The organism is Methylocystis rosea (assembly GCF_003855495.1).
Taxonomy (GTDB): Bacteria; Pseudomonadota; Alphaproteobacteria; order Rhizobiales; family Beijerinckiaceae; genus Methylocystis; species Methylocystis rosea_A.
The window spans coordinates 92,386-114,158 of record NZ_CP034088.1 but is presented as its reverse complement, the minus strand read 5'-3'; the positions used below and the strand labels follow the sequence as shown (position 1 = coordinate 114,158).

General features: G+C 59.2%; 21 protein-coding genes and 5 pseudogenes. 8 read left to right on the top strand and 18 right to left on the bottom strand.

What is annotated here, in order from left to right:
- Positions 1 to 58 precede the first annotated feature (58 nt).
- Positions 59 to 633: pseudogene (locus EHO51_RS21500) on the top strand (transposase); the annotation flags it as partial.
- Between the two features lie 227 nt (positions 634 to 860).
- Positions 861 to 1,193 carry a hypothetical protein gene (locus EHO51_RS19885; RefSeq protein ID WP_124740568.1) on the top strand — a complete coding sequence of 111 codons (333 nt, stop codon included), beginning with the start codon at positions 861 to 863 and terminating at the stop codon, positions 1,191 to 1,193.
- 17 nt (positions 1,194 to 1,210) lie between these two features.
- Here EHO51_RS19885 and EHO51_RS19880 read toward each other — a convergent pair whose 3' ends face one another.
- From EHO51_RS19880 to EHO51_RS19870, 4 genes are all read right to left on the bottom strand, one after another.
- Positions 1,211 to 1,630: a universal stress protein gene (locus tag EHO51_RS19880; RefSeq protein WP_124740567.1), complete on the bottom strand. Its 420-nt coding sequence runs from the start codon at positions 1,628 to 1,630 to the stop codon at positions 1,211 to 1,213.
- 80 nt (positions 1,631 to 1,710) lie between these two features.
- Positions 1,711 to 2,241 (bottom strand): STAS domain-containing protein, encoded by a 531-nt coding sequence (locus EHO51_RS21090; RefSeq protein WP_245435083.1) that lies wholly within the window; start codon positions 2,239 to 2,241, stop codon positions 1,711 to 1,713.
- Positions 2,214 to 2,897, bottom strand: a complete 684-nt coding sequence (locus EHO51_RS21085; protein ID WP_245435081.1) for a SulP family inorganic anion transporter — start codon at positions 2,895 to 2,897, stop codon at positions 2,214 to 2,216. The genes EHO51_RS21090 and EHO51_RS21085 overlap by 28 nt, the downstream gene beginning before the upstream one ends.
- A 62-nt stretch (positions 2,898 to 2,959) precedes the next feature.
- On the bottom strand, positions 2,960 to 4,411 hold the full coding sequence (locus EHO51_RS19870) for an IS4 family transposase (protein ID WP_124740566.1): 1,452 nt from the start codon (positions 4,409 to 4,411) through the stop codon (positions 2,960 to 2,962).
- A gap of 192 nt (positions 4,412 to 4,603) precedes the next feature.
- On the opposite strand from EHO51_RS19870, the gene tnpA (EHO51_RS19865) reads away from it, so the two are divergent.
- The 4 genes from tnpA (EHO51_RS19865) (at position 4,604) to EHO51_RS19850 (ending at position 7,270) form a co-directional block, all read left to right on the top strand.
- Positions 4,604 to 4,981, top strand: a complete 378-nt coding sequence (gene tnpA / locus EHO51_RS19865; protein ID WP_124740565.1) for an IS66-like element accessory protein TnpA — start codon at positions 4,604 to 4,606, stop codon at positions 4,979 to 4,981.
- Entirely contained in the window at positions 4,978 to 5,325 is a 348-nt protein-coding gene (tnpB, locus tag EHO51_RS19860; RefSeq protein ID WP_124740564.1) for an IS66 family insertion sequence element accessory protein TnpB, read from the top strand. The genes tnpA (EHO51_RS19865) and tnpB (EHO51_RS19860) overlap by 4 nt, the downstream gene beginning before the upstream one ends.
- A gap of 98 nt (positions 5,326 to 5,423) precedes the next feature.
- Entirely contained in the window at positions 5,424 to 7,034 is a 1,611-nt protein-coding gene (gene tnpC / locus EHO51_RS19855) for an IS66 family transposase (RefSeq protein ID WP_124740563.1), read from the top strand.
- A gap of 2 nt (positions 7,035 to 7,036) precedes the next feature.
- Complete coding sequence (locus tag EHO51_RS19850; RefSeq protein WP_124740603.1) at positions 7,037 to 7,270, top strand: hypothetical protein; 234 nt, start codon at positions 7,037 to 7,039, stop codon at positions 7,268 to 7,270.
- 291 nt (positions 7,271 to 7,561) lie between these two features.
- Here EHO51_RS19850 and EHO51_RS19845 read toward each other — a convergent pair whose 3' ends face one another.
- From EHO51_RS19845 to EHO51_RS19835, 3 genes are read right to left on the bottom strand one after another with little or no spacing between them, the layout of a single operon-like run.
- Complete coding sequence (locus tag EHO51_RS19845) at positions 7,562 to 7,930, bottom strand: P-II family nitrogen regulator (protein ID WP_124740562.1); 369 nt, start codon at positions 7,928 to 7,930, stop codon at positions 7,562 to 7,564.
- Between the two features lie 5 nt (positions 7,931 to 7,935).
- Positions 7,936 to 8,664 (bottom strand): DUF1538 domain-containing protein, encoded by a 729-nt coding sequence (locus EHO51_RS19840; RefSeq protein ID WP_124740561.1) that lies wholly within the window; start codon positions 8,662 to 8,664, stop codon positions 7,936 to 7,938.
- On the bottom strand, positions 8,661 to 9,353 hold the full coding sequence (locus EHO51_RS19835) for a DUF1538 domain-containing protein (protein ID WP_124740560.1): 693 nt from the start codon (positions 9,351 to 9,353) through the stop codon (positions 8,661 to 8,663). Before EHO51_RS19835 ends, EHO51_RS19840 begins: the two co-directional genes overlap by 4 nt.
- 307 nt (positions 9,354 to 9,660) lie before the next feature.
- Between EHO51_RS19835 and EHO51_RS19830 the strand changes: the two are divergent.
- Positions 9,661 to 10,859: pseudogene (locus EHO51_RS19830) on the top strand (IS256 family transposase).
- A gap of 311 nt (positions 10,860 to 11,170) precedes the next feature.
- Here EHO51_RS19830 and tnpC (EHO51_RS19825) read toward each other — a convergent pair.
- The 7 genes from tnpC (EHO51_RS19825) to EHO51_RS19800 form a co-directional block, all read right to left on the bottom strand.
- Complete coding sequence (gene tnpC / locus EHO51_RS19825) at positions 11,171 to 12,703, bottom strand: IS66 family transposase (RefSeq protein WP_124737198.1); 1,533 nt, start codon at positions 12,701 to 12,703, stop codon at positions 11,171 to 11,173.
- 69 nt (positions 12,704 to 12,772) lie between these two features.
- On the bottom strand, positions 12,773 to 13,099 hold the full coding sequence (gene tnpB / locus EHO51_RS19820) for an IS66 family insertion sequence element accessory protein TnpB (protein WP_210330407.1): 327 nt from the start codon (positions 13,097 to 13,099) through the stop codon (positions 12,773 to 12,775).
- A gap of 26 nt (positions 13,100 to 13,125) precedes the next feature.
- Positions 13,126 to 13,587, bottom strand: coding sequence for an IS66-like element accessory protein TnpA (gene tnpA / locus EHO51_RS19815; protein WP_109027271.1), 462 nt, complete (start codon positions 13,585 to 13,587; stop codon positions 13,126 to 13,128).
- Positions 13,588 to 14,030: 443 nt separating this feature from the next.
- A complete protein-coding gene (locus EHO51_RS21290; protein WP_275548832.1) occupies positions 14,031 to 14,165 on the bottom strand; it encodes a hypothetical protein in 135 nt (44 codons plus the stop codon).
- Between the two features lie 52 nt (positions 14,166 to 14,217).
- A complete protein-coding gene (locus tag EHO51_RS19810; RefSeq protein ID WP_124740559.1) occupies positions 14,218 to 15,243 on the bottom strand; it encodes a LysR family transcriptional regulator in 1,026 nt (341 codons plus the stop codon).
- A 247-nt stretch (positions 15,244 to 15,490) separates the two neighbouring features.
- The gene (locus EHO51_RS19805) at positions 15,491 to 15,736 is read right to left on the bottom strand and encodes a hypothetical protein (RefSeq protein ID WP_124740558.1); all 246 of its coding nucleotides are present in this window, start codon (positions 15,734 to 15,736) and stop codon (positions 15,491 to 15,493) included.
- Positions 15,729 to 16,094, bottom strand: coding sequence for a hypothetical protein (locus tag EHO51_RS19800; RefSeq protein ID WP_124740557.1), 366 nt, complete (start codon positions 16,092 to 16,094; stop codon positions 15,729 to 15,731). Before EHO51_RS19800 ends, EHO51_RS19805 begins: the two co-directional genes overlap by 8 nt.
- Before the next feature lie 839 nt (positions 16,095 to 16,933).
- Between EHO51_RS19800 and EHO51_RS19790 the strand changes: the two genes are divergently transcribed.
- Complete coding sequence (locus tag EHO51_RS19790) at positions 16,934 to 18,724, top strand: cation:proton antiporter (protein ID WP_124740555.1); 1,791 nt, start codon at positions 16,934 to 16,936, stop codon at positions 18,722 to 18,724.
- A gap of 177 nt (positions 18,725 to 18,901) precedes the next feature.
- Here EHO51_RS19790 and EHO51_RS19785 read toward each other — a convergent pair whose 3' ends face one another.
- From EHO51_RS19785 to EHO51_RS21080, 4 genes and pseudogenes are all read right to left on the bottom strand, one after another.
- A complete protein-coding gene (locus EHO51_RS19785; protein ID WP_245435139.1) occupies positions 18,902 to 19,981 on the bottom strand; it encodes a two-component system sensor histidine kinase NtrB in 1,080 nt (359 codons plus the stop codon).
- A 523-nt stretch (positions 19,982 to 20,504) separates the two neighbouring features.
- Positions 20,505 to 20,642 (bottom strand): annotated as a pseudogene (locus EHO51_RS21495) (IS21 family transposase); the annotation flags it as partial.
- Positions 20,637 to 21,369 (bottom strand): annotated as a pseudogene (gene istB / locus EHO51_RS19780) (IS21-like element helper ATPase IstB); the annotation flags it as partial. The pseudogenes istB and EHO51_RS21495, both read right to left, overlap by 6 nt.
- A 26-nt stretch (positions 21,370 to 21,395) precedes the next feature.
- Positions 21,396 to 21,760 (bottom strand): annotated as a pseudogene (locus EHO51_RS21080) (IS21-like element ISFlsp1 family transposase); the annotation flags it as partial.
- Positions 21,761 to 21,773: the final 13 nt, after the last annotated feature.

Genomic DNA, 21,773 nt, shown 5'->3' with positions numbered 1-21,773 from the left:
CGTTCTCGTACGTTGAGCTGCGAGCTCGTGTTTGTGGTTGGCCGCCTCTGCGACTCGCTATTTCGAAGGGCTCGACAGCGAGCGCTGCATTGTCTGGGGCTGCTCGGATTCGAGATCGCTGGGAGATTTCACTCGGCACGGCAAGCGCGACAAGGTTCCCGATCATTCCTGGTTGTCGAAGACGCGAAGCCGTCTGCCGCACGAAGTGCACGAGAAGGTGTTCGCCTTCGTCCTGAAGCTCGTCGCCGAACATGGTCTGGTGAAGGGCGAGCGGATCGGCGTCGACGGGTCGACGATGGAAGCCAACGCGGCGCTGCGGACGACCGTGCGCCGTGACAATGGCGAAAGCTATCGCGAGATGCTGACTCGGATGGCCAAGGAAAGCGGTGTCGAGACGCCGACGTCGACGATCTGATCCGACTCGACCGTAAGCGCAAAGGTAAGAAGCTCTCGAACGAGGATTGGACGAGCAAGACCGATCGAGAGGCGAAGATCGCCAAGATGAAGGACGGCACGACGCATCTCGCCTACGAGCCCGAACATGCGGTCGATCTCGACACCGGCGTGATCGTGGCGGCGCCGATTCACGAAGCCGACAAGGGCGACACGACAACACTCGATCCCACGCTGAAGGAAAGAAAAGAATCTGTCTGCATGCGAAGCCGACTGATCAAATCGCGACATTTCCACCGCGCTGTTACGGAACGATCGGCGTTACGGGGGCAGGATTGACGAGGCTCGTCCCGTTCAGAAATGCCTGGCCGCCGCTGATGCGGAGCAATTACATATAGTGCTTTTTCAAGTTGCCATAACTGACCCGGCCTTCGCGTACAACGTCCACGATCGACGCGGAGTTGTCGTTGGCGAGCACCATTTCGGGCCGTCTCCTTCGCCGCCTCCGTATCCTTGGTGATTCCGACGGTCGAAAGCAGGTGCTTGCAGCGCACGTCGAGCCCAATTGTGCCCAAGCGCCGGAGGCCATAAAAAGTCAAAAAATACGCTGGGCCACTTTAACAGTCGTGAATCGTCACGTTGTTTTCATGGACCGTGCCAATCTGAATCTTCTTTTTCTTCTGGAGCCCTTTGATGCGGCGTTTCAACAAAACATCGGACCGATGACGACAGTAGCCCAAAGCAAAGCCAAGGTCTTCGTCGCGCGGGTGCCGAAGCTGAACCCGGTCGAGGAAGTCTGACCTTTGGTATAATGCTATCAACGCACCACCAGTACTGAGCATGTGGCATGTCGTACGATTTTTGCGGCATTTGAGCCAAGAAGATACGTCGCCAAGGTTGGCCGGTTTGAGCAGATAACGATGAGATCGGCATTCCACTCTCCGGCCTCGGTCAGGGCCTCGTCATAGATCGCGCCGATTCTCACAATGGTCGAAATGCGCTTACGCGGGTAATCAATCTTCACTGTGGTTTTCGCGATTTGTTTTTGAGCCTCAAGTCGAACCTCGTCTTCATAATCGGGAGGTCCGTATTCGATGAACATCGTGGGTAGCATCGTTTGCACATTAACAAGGCGCAATCTGGCGTCAGGATCGGCGATCCCTATAGCCGCTTCGATCGCTTGTCGTGTCAGCTGGGGTTGCTCGAGATCAACCGGGAGGAGGATTCTCTTGAACATAATATTTCCTTCTGGTCAGTTTTTCGATCTCGACTTTTGAGGTGCCGCTTGCCAGCGCTATGCATACTGATAAAGGTAGATTATTCTCGCGCAACTTTGTTCCTCTGAACGCTTCCAACACGAGTTTCGTTCGCCTTCGCACGCTTGGCGCTCGATCGTCCATCGCCCTTACGGAACAATCCATGGAGCGCGTCCCAGTCGAGCACGAGCTCTCCGCCGGAGCTTTGAAGCTGCCACTCCCGGCTTAGAAAAAGGTCGAGGCAGGCGTGATCGATATAGCTCAACTCACTGAGATGCACATGCACGCGCGTGCCTGGGGGTAATCCTTCTAGAGCGGCGGCGAGCTGCGGAAGGCGGATGAATGTCGCAGCGCCTTCGAGATGTATATAGATCACGCCGTCACTCTCTTCACGGCGAATGCTGAGATGGGAGAAGGTGTAGAGCAGGCGGACGATGGCAAGTCCCACGCCGACTGCAATGCCGGTCAGCACGTCGGTTATCACCACTGCAGCGAAGGTTGCAGCATAGACGGCCGTTTCGACGCGTTCCTGACTCCAGAGAAAGCGCACGAAGCCGTAGTTGATCAGATTGAGGCCGGCGTAAACGAGCACTGCCGCGAGGCTGACGACGGGAATAATGCGCAGGACGTTTCGGTGCCATGGTGATGAGCAGCAAAATCCACACGCCATGCAGCATGGTGGAGAGCCGCGTCCGGCCGCCGGCGTTCACAATTGGCGGCGCTGCGCACGATGACGCCAGAAACGGGCAGCACGCCGAGCATGCCGCACAGCAGATTGCCGACGCCTTGTGCCACAAGCTCTTTGTTGTATTTTGGGCGCGCCGTGCGACGCTGTATTACATCGACTGCAGTCGCCGTCAGCAGCGACTCCGCGCCGGCGACGAAGGCAAGCGACAGGCCCGCCGCCCATAGCGCTACCTCGCCCAACCTCCCGAGCGCATGAAGTGTCGGCATGTTTATAGCGCCCAGAAGATCGTCCGGCGCCGGAACATATTTGATGTCCACGTTGAAATGCCAGGCCGCGAAGGTTGCCAGTCCGACGCCCGTCAGTGGCGCGGGCAGGAATGCAAGCCTAGGTGGGGCGGCTCGCCGCCAGGCGAATATCGAGTTAATCGTCAGTAAGCCAAGCAGCGCCGCCGGCCGATGGGCGTCCATGGGAACGCCTTTCCAGATCGCTATGGGCAACGACCATAGATTGATGACGCCGCCGAATTCCCGTCCGGTTCCGGGTGGCGCGTCATCGACCATCACGTGAAACGAGCTCTTCGGCGAGAGCCTGCACCAAAGTAAGCCTCCGGCGAGACTTTCAATTACCCACATCTGCGTGTTGAACCGATAGCGATGCCGAAAGCGATATCTTGCAATTTGGTCAGGCCACGCCAGACGACCATGTTTCCTGGGGGAGGATCGCGCGTGCGAGCGAGATAGCCGCCGAGCATGGTGATCTGTAACAAGTAGGTTGCGACCGTTCGGCGCATGATGCGCGGTCTGGAGCGCGCCGCATCGATGCGGTCGAGTGTTTCAATCTCGGCAGGTGTGAGGACAGTCTCGGGTTTCGCGAGTGGTTGAGCCCGCGCAGACATGGTGATCCAAAAGATGCGCCAGCTGACGACTGTGATGAGGGCGAGCAATTTCACCAGCCGTTCGGCAGTCTGCAATTTCGCATCTTCGGCGCGGCAACCAGATTTCATGACCTTGTGGAACACCTCGATTTTCCAGCGCAGTGCGTACCAGTCGAGCTTTTCGATGGCGGCTGCGAGATCGTCGACAGGCAGATTGGTCACGAGCCTCCAGTCGATCGGGTCGCGATCCGAAGGCGGGTCGACTTCGAGGGCGTGAATGTAGAAAAGGGTTTGTGGCGCGTATCGCTTTTGTTTGCCGATGGGCGGCAATGTCTTCACCGAGGCAAACTTGATCTGCAAGAAAGCGATTTCGTGATCCTCGCCGCCAATCGCGACCTGATGGCGACCAGACCAAGGGACCGCGGCGAGTTGGGCGAAGACGCGATGGGCCGCATCCGTCGGCGCTGCTTCTGTCGGTGGCTCGGCCAGCCGGTTGGTCTGAACGCGCACGAGAAATCGCGTTCCGAGATCCTGTGCGAGGCAGAAGAGTTCGTAAATGTCACTTTCCCGATCGCCGACGTGCACGCAGCGCTCGGGCGAACCCATAAGCGCGATGGATTGGCGCAGATTCTCAAGCCAGCGATAGCTTTCCTTCGTCTCTATCGGTACGCGCGTTTGGTTCACGAGGCGCTTGATCGCGGCCGTTCCTTTGAACTTGCTGCGCGTCCAGAACTTCACCGCCGCCAAGCCGAGCGGCGTCCCGCTGGTAGTGACGGCTAGACTCGAATGCATCAAAACGCCGCATAATGTCCGCGTATTGGGTTGGCCGGCTTTGTAGCGCCCGGCGTTGATGGTCTTCGTGAAGCCAATCTTGCCAGGCGACTCGCGACTATAAATGAATTCGGTCGTGTCCTGCAGAATCAGGATTGGACCTTCGCTAGCCTTGGATCGCGCCGCGGTCGCGGCGAAGTGTCCCGACAACACGCCATGCTCAGTGACGCGGGGATTATCGAAAAATCGATAGGCCGCCTTCGTCGCAGCCCAATCGCCACATGCCGCAGGAACCGGCTTACCAGGGGCGGCTGAAAGTTGCTCCAACAACCGCCGCAAACGACGTTGCAGACGTTTATCCGGAATACTCGCCGCGGCCACCTCGGCATCTTGCCAGCCGGCCTGGCCGGTTTCTGATCCAACCTGCATCCATGACGCCCCAGTGATTCGGCGTCACGGACAAAATCACGCCCGATTCAGATCGGGCAAGCCCCTCCGGAGATGTGGGTAATTGAAAGCCGGCGAGAACCGTCTGGCGCTGAGCGCGCTGCGCTTGGATAGATTGCGCATGAATGGCGCGGTGATCGTGTCCATTTCTAATACAAGTGGACACTATCGCGGATGTCGGACGGCAAGGACGATGGTGGAGCGGCGCCCGGGCGCAGGCGTCGATCCTGGACCCTTGATGAGAAGCGTCGGGTCGTCGACGAGAGCCTTGCGGAAGGCGCCTCGATAGCCGAGGTGGCGAGACGCTACGATCTCAACGCTAATCAACTTTTCACTTGGCGGCGGCAGCTTGCCGTTGAGCCCGCCGGGTTGAGTGACCTCGCGCCGATTCTGCCAGTGACGATCACGCCGGAGACAGCGGCGGAGTATTCCGGCCCCGCGCCGACCTGCCAAATGGAGATTGTGCTTTCTGAAGGCGATCGGATCATCGTGTGGGCGGACGTCGAGGCGGCGGCGCTCACGCGTGTCCTGAAGGCGCTGTCGCGGCGATGATCCCGATTCCGAGCGGCGTTCGGGTATGGATTGCAACGGGCCACACCGACATGCGGCGCGGCATGCAGGGCCTCGCGCTTCAGGTTCAAGAGCAATTGAAACGCGACCCTCATGCGGGCGATCTCTACATTTTCCGCGGACGCCGCGGCGATCTCGCCAAAATCCTCTGGCACGACGGGATCGGTCTGTCGCTCTATGCCAAGCGGCTCGACCGCGGAAAGTTCATCTGGCCCTCGGCGACGGCGGGCGCGGTGTCGATTTCGGCCGCTCAGATGGCCTATATGCTTGAAGGGATAGATTGGAGAAACCCACAGCTGACGTGGCGACCCAAGAGCGCTGGCTAATCTGCGCCGGGTATCTGGGCGGGGCGGGGCGAAAAAATGTAGCGATGCGTGCATTTTGGGGCGCCACAAATCACGCGTTTTGTGATTCACTTCGGCTCATGGACGCTGCGGCCAAAGCCCTTTTCGACGAAAACGCTGTGCTGAAAGCGGAGCTGGCCGTCGCGCGGGCGAAGGCGTCGGAAGATGCGGCGCTGATCGCGCAGCAGACGCTGCGGATCGCAAAGTTGCAGCGTCAGATTCACGGGCAGAAGTCGGAGCGCTCGGCGCGGCTGCTCGATCAATTGTCGCTCGAACTCGAAGAACTGGAAGCGAGCGCGACGGAAGACGAACTCGCCGCGGAGCGCGCTGTCGCCAAAATGACGACAGTCGCCGGCTTCGAGCGCAAGCGGCCGGAGCGCAACACATTCCCGGAGCATCTGCCGCGCGAACGCGTCGTGATCGAGACGCCCAAGACCTGCGCCTGCTGCGGCGGTTCGCGCCTGCGCAAGCTCGGCGAGGATGTGACGCAGACGCTGGAGACGACGCCGCGTCAATGGAAAGTGATCGAGACTGTGCGGGAGAAGTTCACCTGCCGGGACTGCGAGAAGATCACGCAAGCGCCGGCGCCGTTCCATCCGATACCACGCGCGTGGGCGGGCCCGAGCCTGCTGGCGATGATCGTGTTCGAGAAGTTCGGACAACACCAGCCGCTGAATCGTCAGGCCGAGCGCTATGCATTGGAAGGCGCGCCGATCGCGCTGTCGACGATGGCCGATGCAGTGGGCGCGGTCTGCGCGGCGCTCGATCCTCTCCGCCGCTTGATCGAAGCCCATGTGATGGCGGCCGAGCGTTTGCATGGGGACGACACGACAGTGCCGGTGCTGGCGAAGGGCAAGACCGACACTGGGCGCTGCTGGGTTTATGTTCGCGATGACAGACCGTTTGGCGGCGCCGGGCCGCCCGCAGCGATGTTTTACTACTCGCGCGATCGGAAGGGCGAGCATCCACAAACCCATCTGGCGGGATACGCCGGCATCCTGCAGGCCGACGCCTACGACGGTTACAACAAGCTCTATCTGGCGGACCGAAAACCGGGACCCGTTCGCGAGGCCGCGTGTTGGGTGCACGCTCGCCGACCGTTCTTCGCCATGGCCGATCTTGAGGAGAACGCGCGTCGCAAGGCTTCGGGCAAGAAGGAGATACCTCTCTCGCCGATCGCGATTGAGGTCGTTCGTCGCATCGACGCGCTGTTTGCAATCGAACGCTCCATCAACGGCAAGAGCCCGGAGGAGCGCGTTGCGGTTCGACATGCCTCGAGCCGGCCTCTGGTCGACGATCTCCACGTCTACATGCGAGAGCAGGCGACCAAGTTGTCGCGCGGGCACGACCTGGCAAAGGCGATCCAGTACATGCTGAAGCGCTGGGCGGCCTTCACGCTGTTCCTTAATGACGGACGTGTGTGCATGTCCAACAATGCCGCCGAGCGCGGCCTGCGCGGCATCGCTTTGGGAAGAAAATCGTGGTTGTTCTGCGGATCCGATCGCGGCGGGCAGCGCGCTGCGGCCATGTACGGCCTCATCGTGACGGCGAAAATGAACGGCCTTGATCCGCAGGCTTGGTTGGCCGACGTCCTGGCTCGCATCGCCGGGTATCCCGCGCACCGGCTTGATGAACTGCTTCCGTGGAACTGGCGCCGAGCAGCAGCGGCAGACCCGGCGATTGCGGCCTGACCATGCACGTCAACAAAGTTCACCGTGTGATGACCATCGATCGCGTCGCTGCCGATCTCGGCGAGAGCATCGACTGGCTGCACGACGTCGCCATGGAAATGGATACCGAGGACGGCGTGATCTGGGTCTACGGACTTGGCGACGAACAGCTCATGGCGTTCACGAACTTCGGCATCGAGACGCTCGTCGACCTGATCAAAATCCACAAAGACGACCCCACGCTTCTGAAGCGTTGAGAGCACCAAACACTCCATGCCGGCGGCCTACGCCGGATGGCTACGCACCAAAGGAGCCGACAGCGCTTAACCGGTAACGCAAGTCAGTGAAACAAAATCAGGGCGCTGGAAGACGCTCGCCACAGAGCCTAGCGTTCGGTTGCAACGAGCGCTTCGGTTTGTTGCAAGCAGAATTTTGATCGACGCCTCGTCCCAACCCGGCTCTAAGGCTTTGTGTGCTGTGTAGAACGTGGCTGCAAGAAGCCGACGATGCCGAAGCAATTTTCACGCGTTTAATTGAACGCGTCGAGGTCACGATTGACGCTTTTTAGATTTCGATGGATCTCCTGGACAGAGTGGTTCATTGTGAAGATGAGGGACGCCAACCACCTTTTCGAGCGGCATGACGAAAGCGAGCCCGTGATTGGGCTTCGTCAGCTCGGCCGCGCGGACGATCTCCTGGAGGATCGCATCGCTTTGATCCGTATAGACGACGGTGAGGACGATCTCCTTTTCTGGTTCGATAGAAATGCCAAAGATTGTTTCATGTTCGTTGACGCCGATGCCGCGTCCATAAACGACCGTGCCCCCGCGAGCGCCAGCTTTGACCGAAGCTTCCAGGACGGTGTTGCCCCATCCTTTCCGCACGATGGTCACGATCAGTGATGCGTTCAATAACATCGTACCTACTCCTGTCGTGGTCCGGTCCAGCGGACAAGAAGTCCCAATGTCATGACTGAAACCATGGGCGCGAGCGCAATCAGCGACACGAGCCCCAAGCCCTCGACGATCGTATTCCCATTGGCCAAATCTGCCGCACCGAGCGCAAGCGCCAGAAGAAACGTATTCGCCATCGGGCCCGTGGCGACGCCGCCGGCATCGACCGCGATCGCCACGAAGTCCTTTTCGCATAGCCACATGATTACGATGACCAGCACATAGCCAGGCGCAAGTAGAAAGAGCAGCGGAATGCCGTAGGCAATCCGAAAAAGCCCGAGGGCGACCGACAGCGCAACCCCGATGCTGACCGTATAGAGCACGGTCGGCGCCGAAATCGAGCCGGTCGAAGCTTCCTCAACCTGATCGGCGAAGATACGCACCGCCGGCTCGCTCCAGGTGGTGACAAAGCCGAGCAAGAAGCCGATTGGCGCAAGCAGCCACTTTTCCGGCATTGCGCCGATCGCCTCACCGATTGAGCGGCCGAAGGGCATGAAACTCATCTCAACGCCGACGAGGAAAAGAAGCAGCCCCGCCGCGGCCATGAGTGTACCGGTTAGAATATCCAACACGCTCCGGCGGGGCAGCTTTAGAAATAACGCCTGGAAGACAAGGAAGAGCGCGAGGAGCGGCAGCACCGCCTCGGTGACGCTTTCCGCGACGACGCGGAATTCGTCGAGCAGCGAAGCTAGTTTCACCGCAGAAACATCCCTATGACCATCATGACGAAGATTGGACCGACCGAGGCGAATCCTAGGAGCCCAAAGCCGTCGGAGATGGCCGAGCGGCCGGCGAGAACGGAACTTAAGCCTATAGCGATGGAAATGACCACCGGAGCTGTCAAAACGCCCGTGGTCACGCTACCGGCGTCATAAGAGAGGGGGACGAATTGCGCCGGCGCGAAGAAAGAGAGGACGATCATAGCCCCATAGGTGACCGTCAGCAGGCCGCGCAGCGAAAATCCGAAAACGATGCGAGACATTGCGATAGCGGTAAAGACCGCCACGCCCAAAGCGATCGCATAGAGCACGGCCTGCCGGGAAATCGCATTCGTGACGCGGTTCACCTGATTGGCGAGGACGAGCACATCGGGTTCGGCGACCGTCGTCGCGAAGCCGAAGGCGAAGGCGACCGCGACGACGAGTACAATGGATCCTTTCTCCGGCAAGGCGGAACCGATGTATTTTCCCATCGGTAGGATGCCGTAGTCCACGCCGGCGAAAAGAAACAGCATCCCTGCGACGATGAACACCAATCCCCCGATAAAATCGATGAAAATTGTCGTTGGCGCGCTGACCAGCGTCAGTTGGAGCACGCACACCATAATGAACAGCGGCGCGACGGCCTTGAGCACCTCCAGTAATTTTTCCTTTAATAGCGGCAGCATAGCGTGGAGCTAGGTCTCGGTGTTGATTTGTCAATGTTTCCAGAATCGAACTCCCGGGAACAAGTTGTTCACCAATCCCGGCGAGACCTCGAAGCTCTTAGGTGCGTCGCAGCGCTTATGCGCTGATATGCGGCAGCGGAAGCCTTTCTTGGTCGTGCCCCCAGTGATGGTGTAGCTCAGTGGGAGCAAGCCGCTCGCGACGCGCGCTTTTGCTAGCGCCGTAGCGAGCGATCGGCTTGCGGTGGTCATCGACGATTCGCCGGTAGGATCGGGTTGCGAAACATCCAACGCAACCGAGGAACTGCCGATGACCGACGAGATGATGACCCTGCGCGCGCTTGTTGAGAAGGCCCCCGACGCGGATATTTTGCGCGAGATGATCGGCTTTGCCGCCGAGCGGCTGATGGAGATTGAGGTCGGCGCTCTGACCGGCGTCGCCTATGGCGAGAAAAGCGCGGAGCGCCTCGCCCAGCGCAACGGCTATCGCGAGCGGACCTGGAAACGCGCGCCGGCGCCGTGGAGCTGCGTATCCCCAAGCTGCGCAAGGGCAGTTACTTTCCCGGTTTTCTGGAGCCGCGGCGGATGGCCGAGAAGGCGCTGACCGCCGTCATTCAGGAGGCCTATATCCAGGGCGTCTCGACGCGCTCGGTCGACGATCTCGTCAAGGCCATGGGCATGAGCGGCGTCTCCAAGAGCCAAGTGAGCCGGCTGTGCGAGGAGATCGACGAGCGGGTGACGGCCTTCCTCGAGCGGCCGATCGAAGGCGACTGGCCCTATCTTTGGATCGACGCGACCTATGTGAAGGCGCGCCAGAACGGCCGCGTCGTCTCGCTGGCGACGATCATCGCGGTGGGCGTCAACGACGACGGCAGGCGCGAAGTGCTCGGCATGGATATCGGCCCTTCGGAGGCCGAGACCTTCTGGACCGAGTTTTTGCGCAAACTGCGCCGGAGAGGGCTGCGTGGCGTCAAGCTCGTTGTGTCCGATGCGCATGAAGGGCTGAAGGCCGCAGTCGCCAAGGTTCTGCAATCGACATGGCAGCGCTGCCGCGTCCACTTTATGCGCAATGCGCTCGCTCATGCCGGAAGGAGCGGACGGCGCGTCGTCTCCGCCTTCATCGCCACCGCCTTCGCGCAGGACGACGCCGAAGCGGCGAAAGGCCAACGGCGCAAGGTCGCCGACCAGTTGCGGCCCAAGCTGCCGAAACTTGCGAACCTCATGGACGACGCCGAGACCGACGTGCTCGCCTATATGAGCTTCCCGGCCGCGCACCGGGCCAAGCTGCACAGCACAAATCCGATCGAACGGCTGAACGGCGAAATCAAGCGGCGCACCGAGGTCGTCGGCATCTTCCCCAACGAGGCCGCCATCATCCGCCTCGTCGGCGCGATCCTGCTCGAACAGAATGACGAATGGGCCGTCCAGCGCAGCCGATACATGACACTGGAAACAATCGCGCCCTTGAGCGATGATCCCATCGTCGGGCTGCCCGTTGTAGCCGCCTGATCAACCCGGCTTCCCGGCGAACGTGGCGATCACGCCAACCAGCTACACCACGCCAAGGGACACGATCCCTTTCTTCTTTGGCATGGACAAAGCCTGAGAGTTGCCGCCGCCGGTCGAGACCGCCTGCCAACGCAAATTTCTGACATGTCAGACACATATCCTCAATGCGATCGAGAAGGGACATCAAATCTCTAGCGCGTCTCCTGACAAGGCCGAGACGCCTACCTCTTACTGTATCCGTCTCCTGAACAAGGGAAGCAGAGATTGACGAATGAGCAACAGCATGGTCGGTTCAAGAGTAACCGCTGTTTTCAGGCCACGTCTTTGAGTGCGACCGGCTGCGCGTAGGCCCAGGGCATGAGTTCGTCGAGTTTGCTGGCGAGATGGCCGTCGACGATCTTCGTGAGGACGTCGGTCATATAGGCTTGCGGATCGACGCCGTTGATCTTGCAGGTCTCGATAAGCGATGCGACGATCGCCCAGTTCTCAGCCCCGCCATCGGAACCCGCGAAGAGAGCGTTCTTCCTATTAAGGGCAATGGGGCGGATGGCGCGCTCGACGATGTTGGAGTCGATCTCGATGCGCCCGTCGTCGACGAAGCGCGTTAGGCCGTCCCAGCGCGAGAGCGCGTAGCGGATCGCCTCGGCGAGCTTGGTCTTCTGGCTGATCAGCGTGAGCTTTTCACGCAGCCATGGCTCGAGGGCGTCGAGGATGGGGCGGGATTTTTCCTGTCGCGCCGCGCGCCGGTCATCCGGGTTCTGACCCCGGATATTGCTCTCGACCGCGTAGAGCGCGCCGATGCGCTCGAGCGCCTCGCTGGCGATCGGCGCAGGGCCGGCGGCGGCGAGTTCGTAAAATCGCCTGCGGACATGCGACCAGCAGAAGGCGAGCGACACGCTGTTCTTCTGCGCCAGCGCACGATAGCCGGCGTAACCGTCAACCTGCACGACGCCCGTGAAGCCGGCAAGATGCGTGAGCGGCTGCTCGGATTTTCGGTTTTGCGCATAGACATAGACGGCGATCGGCGGATCTGCGCCGCCGAAAGGCCGGTCGTCGCGCGCATAAGCCCAGAGCTGGCCGGTCTTGGTGCGCCCCCGTCCGGGGTCGAGCACCGGCGCCTTTGTCTCGTCGGCGAAGATTTTCGTCGACAATCTTATGTGTTCCAGAAGTCGCTCATGCACGGGCCGCAAATGCCAGGCGGCGCGTCCAACCCAGTCGGCGAGCGTCGAACGGTCGAGCGCGATGCCCTGCCGGGCGTAGATCTGGGCCTGCCGATAGAGCGGAAGGTGATCTGCATATTTGGAAACGAGCACGTGGGCGACGGTCGCCTCGGTCGGCAGTCCGCCTTCGATCAGCCGCGCCGGGGCCGGCGCCTGCACGACCGCGCCCTCGCAGGCGCGACAGGCGTATTTGGGACGCCGAGTCACCAGCACCCGGAACTGCGCCGGCACAATGTCGAGCCGCTCGGAGACATCCTCGCCGATCCGGTGAAGCGCGCCCTTGCAGCAGGGACAGGCCTTCTCGTCGATGTCGACGATGGTCTCGATGCGCGGCAGATGGGCAGGCAGCGCGCCACGGTTCGTGCGGCGCTTTCTGGCCGCCTTCTCACGTTCGGCGGCGGATTTGGCTTCCGCCGCCGCCGCCGCGCCGGCTTCCGTCTGGTCGACCTCTTCAAGCGCGAGCAGCATCTGGTCTTCGGGAAGCGTCTCGGCGCGCCGCCCGAAGCGATGGCGCTGCATCTCCTTGATGATCTGAACCAGGCGCTCGTTGCGCGCGCGCTCGGCGAGAAGCATCGCCTTCAGTTCGTTCGGATCGTCGGGAAGCCTCTCGATCGCCTGCGCCATAGCCGCAGAACACCATATTTTCTGCCGTCTTTCGACGCTCTTCGAGGCCCTGATTCACTGTGTCGCAGCTCATCCCGGCAACGCGGGGGCCGGCGTCTCTTTCGCCGCGCGCACGCGCCGCCAATCGAGTCCTTCGAGCAGCGCCGACAATTGCGCCGCCGACAATCGCATGACGCCGTCATCGATCTTGGGCCAGCGGAACTCGCCGTCCTCCAGTCGCTTGGCGAAGAGGCATACGCCCGTGCCGTCCCAGAACACGAGTTTAATCCGATCCGCGCGCTTGGCGCGGAAAACGTAAATCGCGCCGTCGAAGGGATTGGCCTGCATCGTCTCGCGCACCAGCGCCGCGAGACCCTCCGCGCCCTTACGGAAGTCGACGGGCTTCGTCGCCACCATGACGCGGACCGCGCCCGTCGGGCCGATCACGCGCAGTCCGATCTTTTATCGTCCTTCAACGCGCCGACGATCGCGGTCACCAGCGCCGCCTCCGCCCCGCGCCATATCCATACGCGCGAACCGCCGATCTCAAGTTCGATAATCGGCGGCCGAACAGAGGCCGCTTGGGCGTCGGCCGGCTCGGCAGGCGTTGCTTTCACAGCTGTCGCTTCAACAACCGCAGGAACAAATGCTGAGGGAGTTTCGGCGTCAACAGCCTTCAAACTTTCCCGCGCCGCGCGCCGCCACGTGAACAATTGCTGTGGCGTCAAACCATGTCGGCGAGCAACTTGGCAGGCGTGGACGCCTTCCTCATAACTCTCCGCAACGATCGACGCCTTTTCTTCCGCCGTCCACGTGCGGCGGCGACCGGCCCCAGTAAAAATCTCGACACGTCGTGGCGGAGCCGCCTCAATCTCCGACACGTGCTTATGCTCTAAAATCGACATGTGTCGGAGCTCCTCAACGCTCCGAATATCGCCCCGTCCCTAGCCCCAGAAAAGGTGCGGTCAAAACAGCGCTTACGTTCAAGAGGACAATTGGTCAGATGCTCCTTTCCGAGACAGTCCTGATCTCGCGCTCAATGTTGAAGATCGCATCGATGCTCTTCGACGAATGCCGAATGGGCGGTCTATTTACCGAGCATGTTGTCGGCGAGCACAAGAACGCCCTCCGCCAACGGGAGGAGCATCGGCGAGTCGGTGCCAACGCCCCTCAATGGCAATATATTTCATTTCTCAAGGAGAGGTAATTTGATCAAACAGAGAGGCGGCCGTCTCGCAGCGTAGAGCGACGCACTTTGAATTCATTTGAGCCGACCGAAGCCCTGCTCGGCGCGCGAACGCGCCTTATAGAGCGTGCGCGAAGAAAAAAGGGGGTCTTTTTCATTGACCTACGGGACGGGGGCGCATCGCCGAGCGATCTTGCATATGCGGCGATCGTCCTTGCTGAAATAGCCCTTGTCGTCGATGATGACGCCGGGCTGCGTATCCGTGCCAATATCGAGCAGCGTCTCGAGATGCGGCACCTCCGCGACCTCGCGTCGCCGACTCGGCACGCTGTTCAACTTTCGTGTGACGTCAGAGGCACAACAAGGCGGTTGCTTCGCAGGCTTCGGGGAGATTTAGCCAGATGTAACTTAGGGACAAGAGCTTCATGAGCCAAGGTCTGGAATATCCATTCTGACGCTCCAAATCTTCCGTGGCGCAATCGCTGTCGGTTCGGTCCGGCCCTTTGATAATGGCTGAAATCATGGGGTTTCTGAACTTTTTCTGCGTTGTGATCGCATAGAATTGCTCGGATAGACCCTCGAGCTCGCCGATGACATTCAAGTCATGTTGGCGCTGCAGCGCGTTGGCCAGGATCGATGGCGCGATTGCCAGCCCAACCCCTTCAGCGGCGAACGTTTTTAGCAGCGCGCTGTCTTCAATTTCGGCTACTATATTAGGTCGGATGTTGTGTTCCTCGAACCATTCGTCGAGCGATACCCGGAGCGCGATATTCGTTGTCTGCAATAGCAGGGGCGCGCCGTTCAGGGATACTGGAAAGTTCTCGCAGTATGAAGGCCCCAACTTCTTCGAGCCGAACACCGCAATCTGGGATTGTCCGAGAAGATGATTGTATACCCGGGTGCCGGCCGCGGTCGTTGCTGGCACATCCGAAATTACCAAATCGATGTCGTGCAATGCGAGTTCTGGCATAAGCCGTTCGAGTTTATCTTCATGACAGACCACTTGCACCGGAGAACCCACCTCGAATGCCGGGCTCAACAAGCGATAAACCACCAACTTCGGAAGCGAGGCTACAACGCCGATAATCAGGCGTCTAACGCTCAGCGCTCGTGCCTCTTGCAACGACAAATGGATCTCTTCTCCGAGCTTGAAGATTTGGTCGGCATAGCGAAAGAGGCGCTCGCCGACATATGTCAGGGACATCCTGCGTCCGTCCCTTTGGAAAAGACGAGACCCCATATTTCTTTCAAAGGTTGACAGTTGACTGCTGATGGTAGGCTGTGCGAGCCCCAATCGTTCGGATGCGCGAGTTATGCCCCCATGTTTAGCAACGACCCAAAAATAGTAGAGGTGCTGGTAGTTTAAGCGATTCACACCACGCTCCTTCTATATTCTACGGCAAGGACCGCCCCCATATAGGACCAGAAGAAAATAGGACATGCTCCCGCCAACTGCAGCCGGCTATGCGAAATATTCATTTTTTCTATGTCTCCGCCGGTGGACCGGCCATTCGGCATGCTCGCGCGGACATAGCACTCAGGCTACGGAGGCTCGCATAGCCCTTGCGCATGTCGGTGTGGCCCGGTGCCGATCCAGACCCGCGCGTCCGGCGAGATCGGGGTCATCGCCGCAACGCCTTGATCACCCGCGTCAGCGCCGCAGCTTCCACATCGGCACCAACGATGATCTTCTCGCCGCCCCAAACGCCAACGGCGCCGGCGCCATCGTCACCGCAAAATCGCCGGCATTGCTCTTGGGAAGGTAGCAAGTCCGATAACACCAATTCAGACGCCCTCGAACGGCCCCGCAGGCCCGCTGGAGCAAGAATTCCGTTGAAAATGTATGTGTTTCCAATCGTGTCATCCATCAGTTTTTGGGACGCCAGAGGTTGCTTGCTCAATCCACGCTTCAACCTCAGCGAGTTTGGACTGCCATTTGGAATTGCTGCTCCAGGCCTTTTGCCGCATAAGCAAATGACTTTCGGCTAAGCAAGCTCCAACCCACTCAGGTATTGCGTTTGCAGTATGACCAAGCTCTTGGCGGCGAAGTGCCGCTTCGAACACCCTCGCCGAAAGCGTCTCTTTCGAGTCGCACGATTCACTTTTAGATGTGAGTTGGCGAAATTCCCGAAGTGCTATCTGCTGTGAATAGGGAGGAAGGTTTGCAAACGCGATCTTCGTCGCACGCAATTCGTTCATTAAAATAAAATCACCGACAAATCCCATGTTGCACCTCTCACAGCCTTCGTGTCGACATGCACAACCATTACTTCCTGCCCGAGGTCGGAATAACCCAGCTCCAGGACGCGGCAGATCTGTCTCGCCAAAGAGAGAAGCAAACTCTCGATACCGCGAGAAGATCACACGCGACAAGTATCGCATGTATGTATGCTACAGGGTTGGCAATGCAGGCTTTGCTTTCAGCGACGCCGGCAAGTTGACGAGCAGGCCTGAACGGCTACGGAAGTCCCGACGGACGTAACGATCATATGCAGGCGCTCGCTGCCGCGCGAGCCCGTGCGGAAGAAATGTGCTCGCGCAAGATTGAATTGAAGTGCGCAACTCGCTCGCCAGGCATTAGAATAGAAGCCCCCTTGACGCATCCGAAAGCCCGAATGTGCCTGCATTCTAGCTCGGCGAACGCAGACTTCGATCCTGCCATCAAAGGGGATTTTTTGTTCAGCGCAGGTCGAGACGCAACGTCGGCGTTTGTGGCATATTAGAACGACGATAATGGGCTGCGCCATAAAAATGTGAGTGCCTAGGACTACGCTGAGATGCTAAGCATGACGCAGGCGAGTTCGCTGAAACGCGTGCGGTTCTGACCGATCGTTTTGCCTTGGAGCCATGCCAGCATGGCTCGTCCTTGGAGCCCAACGATCGAGACTCCTGCAAGCAGGCTTGCGGCCCCCGGGGGGGTCGAAAGCCGAAGGGCTTGGTCATCGCTAAGGTCTAGCGCTCGCGACTCTGGCCGCGAGCCCTGAGATTGCCGATCGAAGGCCCAACTGCGGTATATGAAGCTTAAGGAGTTTCGTACTCCTTCACCGTGCAACTCTGGAGGTAATTTGGCTCCGACAATCAACATACCGGTCTATAGCGATGCGCTCGTCGTTCTAGGGACTGCCGGCGTCGTCATTCCCCTGGTACGCTATCTCGGGTTGAACCCGGTACTGGGCTATTTGGGAGCGGGCGCGCTCCTTGGTCCCCTCGGGCTAGGTTCATTCATCGACAAGCTGCCGTTTCTCTATTGGTTCACCGTCGTCGATGCAAAAAATGTTAGCGGTATCGCCGAACTTGGCGTCGTTTTTCTTTTGTTTCTTATCGGACTGGAGCTTTCCTACGATCGGCTGCTTTCAATGCGGCGACTCGTTTTCGGGCTTGGCGGATCGCAGGTCGTTATCACATCATGTTTGCTTTCCCTCATCATCGCCTGGACTGGACAAGCGCCATCAGTCGCAGTCATCCTTGGAGCCTGCCTCGCGTTATCCTCGACCGCGATCGTTCTTGAAATTCTTGCGGCACACGGCGAGCTGCCCACAGGGGCAGGCAGAGCGAGCTTTTCTATCCTGCTGGCGCAGGACCTGGCGGTGATTCCGATACTTATATTCGTTTCGATCATCGGCTCGAACACTGAAGGTTCGCTTGCGACGAACATTGGCATAACACTGGCCCATGCGGCGATGGCCATTGCGCTCATCGTTCTGGTTGGAAGAGTAGTGCTGCGACCTCTTTTCCGTCTTGTTGGATCCATGGAATCTCTTGAACTACTTACGGCGGCGGTTCTGTTCGTCATCATTGGCACGGGCGTGCTGGCCGCCGTCGAGGGTCTGTCCATGGCGCTTGGAGCGTTCGTCGCGGGCCTACTTCTGGCCGAAACTGAATATCGTAAGGCCGTGGAAGCTATCGTCGAGCCGTTCAAGGGCCTGTTGCTGGGTATCTTCTTTTTCACGGTGGGGATGACCATTGACGTGAGGGAGATCGCACGCGATCCGCTCACCATCTTGGCGCTCGTATCCGGCCTCATCGCCTTCAAGGCGGCGATCATCATTGCGCTGTCGAAGGCATTCGGCCAATCGTGGCGCGTCGCTATCGAAACGGGTTTCCTGCTTGGCCCCGGCGGGGAGTTTGCCTTCGTCGCGATAGGACTGGCGAAAAGTTTGGGGCTTATCGATCCTGTACTGTCCTCATTCGTTCTTGCGGTCACGTCGCTTACGATGGTTCTCATTCCGGCATTGTCCGCTGCCGCACGACAAATTAATTCTCGAATGGAACCGCCAAAGAAGATTGATGCGACGCTGAAGGCGGCGCCCCGCGAACAGCATAAGCATGCAATCGTCGTCGGTCATGGGCGCGTCGGCAAGGTCGTCACGTCCTTCCTGAAGGAACATAATATTCCTTATATCGCCACTGACAGAGATGCAGCCTCGGTGACAGAAGAACGAAAGAACGGGCATGAAGTGTACTTCGGGGACGCGACACATGCCGCGTTTATGAAAGCGTGTGGAATAATGGAGGCCGCCGCTGTCATTGTGACCGTCGGTTCGCACTCGAATGTAGACGCGATCGTTCTTGGCGTCCGTAAACTCAGGGCTGACGTCCTGATCGTCGCGCGTGCTAGGGATACCGAACACGCACGGCACCTCTACGCAATTGGAGTAACTGATGCCGTGCCCGAGACGGTCGAGGCCAGTCTTCAAATCTCGGAGGCCGCGCTGGTAGGTTTGGGCATTCCAGCAGGATACGTTATCGCTTCCGTCCACGAAAAACGCGATCAGTTTCGCGCCGAACTACGCGACGCGGCAAAAGAGGATGTTCGGCAGCGAGCCAAGAGTAAAAGAAGCGCGACGCAAAAATAAATAAACGTTACCCAATAGAATGACAAAATTGCTATGCCCGCCCGATCACGGTGCCTGACAGAGGGCGCTTGCGCACTCGCGCGCTTCGTCCTTGTCACTGTTGTGTTGCCTCGCCAACCCATTTATGCGGCCTCAATCAAACGCTGGTGGTGCTCTTTCGGTCGCTTTCGAGACACGTTAGGCTTCCGCGAGCTTTTGATGTTGTTTCGCCAACGGCAATACGAAACTGAAGATCGTACCGCCGCCAGGATTGGGCTCGACCCACAACCGTCCGTGATGCGCGTTGATAATCGAGCGTGAGATAGACAATCCAACGCCCAGTCCATGGGGCTTCGTGGTCGTAAACACTTCGAACAATTTGGCTTTGATCGCCTCCGAAATGCCTGAACCAGTATCAGCGACATCGACCCGAATCTCATTATCGTCGATCAGTCGCGTCGACACGACTAATTCGCGCCTCTCGCAATTTTCCATCGCGTCGATCGCATTTCGTTTCAGATTGACGACGACCTGCTGGATTTGAATTCTGTTGATGAGCACCTGGTCCGTTTGCGCATCCAAATTCACCGCTGTCGCGACGCCGCATTCCTTGGCGATGGAGTCGGTAAATTCACACGAGGTTCGGACGACTTCGTTTAAATGGTGGAGGCTTTTGATCGTTTCGCCCCGCGCGATAAATTGGCGCAGATTGTCTACTATTTCGGAAACACGAAATACCTGCTTGGAGGCGTTGTCGAGGACCTGCTCTATTTCTGTTAAATCCCCCTTCTTAAGGAGCCTGCTTGCAATGTGGAGATAGGCGTTGATCCCCGAGAGCGGCTGTTTGAGTTCATGGGCGAGTCCGACTGTCATATTCTCGATAATGTCGAGACGGTCCGCGTGCAGATCATGCATTCGAGCTTCAAATCTGCGCCGCTCGCTTAAATCATGTATGAATCCGACAAAGTAGCGTTCGCCCTCGGCTTCTACTGCGGCAACTCCAAGCTCTATGGGAAAGACCGACCCGTCTCGGCGTTGTCCTTCGACCTGCCGACCGATGCCAATAATCTTGGCTTCGCCGGTGCGGAGGTAATGGCTCAGGTAGTCATCATGCCGACTGCGATATGGCTCGGGCATCAGCACGCGGATATTTCGCCCGATAACTTCGTCAGCCGCATATCCAAACAATGCGACCGCGGCAGGATTAAATGACAGGATCGTTCCAGCTTCGTCGATCGTGATGATGCCGTCCAAGGCATTGTCCACCAGCGCAGCCAACAACGGCTCGTGTAAGTGAACCTGAGACAAGCTGGGGCTAGGACGCATCAAACTGTATCGCTCTGGTTGCTGGATTAGCGCCATTCTCGAGGGGTTCAAAGCGTTGAGCAGCGTAGCTCTTGTACCACATTGAACATAGTGGCGTCCAATTCCCGAGCTGTTCGTGTGCAAGAGCAATCGAGACGGCGGCTACCTGCTGCTCGCTCCGACTTCCGGCGAAGCGCCGCGCTGCGCATCCACCAGCGGGATGGATTCAATTCGCGTGTGGGATCGCGCGTTGCACGGTTAGTGTGCGACATAAGGTGTGACTTCCCTCAATCGACGCGGCGCCTTGTGCGCCGAAAGGAGGCCTTGGAAGAATTTTGCCTCCAGCGAGACGATTGTCAACGGCGGTTAAATGGCTGCGTCGGCTTCTCCCTTGGTTCTGTAGTTAACGCTGTGTAAATGCCGATTTCGATTTCCCCAGAAGCGCCGAAGTAAAATTCCCCAGTCTGGCGGGATGGCGATCAGACGATTTCGTGATCGGCGCCTCCTCGAAGCCTTTCGCGCGCGGGGGCCGAAGTTCGCGCAGGAGGTCGGTGACCGCAGTGTAGCCGCCGGCATATCCGCGTTCCTTGATCTCCCGCCAGAGACGGCGTCCGGTTAGCGTCGGATATCTGGCTGTCGCGAGACGATAGCTGTCGCCGTTCATCTCCAGAATGTGGACATGATGGGTGAGCCTATCGAGCAGCGCGCCGGTGAGCCGTTCCACCCGAACACCGACGTCCATTCATCGAATGGCAGACTGCTGGTCACCAGCGTGGCGCCACGTTCATAGCGCTGGCTGAAGACCTCGAAGAGCAGTTCAGAACCAACCGCCGTGAACGGCACGTAGCCCAGCTCTTCGACGATCAGCAATTTGATGGTGTTGAGATGCCCTTGCAGCGCCCGCAGGCGGCGCTCGTCGCGCGCTTCCATGAGTTCGTGCACGAGGGCGGCGGCCGAGGTGAAAGCGACGCTGAAGGCCTTTTAGCAAGCGGCGAGCCCACGGGCGAGCGCGGTGAGTCTTGCCGGTTCCGGATGGACCCAGCGCGATGCAGTTCTGTCGCTTCTCTATCCGTTCGCACCGCGCCAGCTCCAGAACCAGCGGCTTGTTGAGTGACGGCTGCGCGGCGAAGTCGAATGTGTCGAGGCTCTTGATCTGCGTAAAGCGCGCCAAGCGAATGCGACGCTCGACATTGCGCCGCTCGCAATCGATGCGCTCCAGTTCGCACAGGCGCAGCAAATAGCGCGGATAATCGGCGCGATCTTGCGCCGATTCCAGCGCCACTTTCTCATATTCGCGCGAAGGTGGGAAGCTTCAACGCCTTGAGGTGATTGCCCAGCAGCACCTGCGGCGCGACGATCATTTGGGAGGTCGACTCCTGCGAGGCGCTCATGCCGAAACTCGCACACTTGGCTCGATAGCGGCTGCGTTGGGGACGAGCCCGAGATAGGCGCGCGGGTCTGTCGCGCCGACCGTCGCCACTGCAGATAGGGGTAGAATGTCAGATCGAGCCAGGCTAGCCGGTTCTCCAATTTGGCGAGCAGGAGCATCTTCACCGCGTCAAAACTGATTGCGCCAAGACGCAGCGCCTCCGCGATGGCCTGTTCGACGAGATGTTGATGGAAGTCCTCCATCAGCCGCAGCACCTGGATGAACTCGCGGTGCCCGCTGTTCCCCATGCGCGCCTCCATCAGCCGCCGCAGACGATAGACGCAATCGGCGAGGCGCCAGTCGTCGAGCGACGCGGCCGAATTCCGTCCGAAGCCC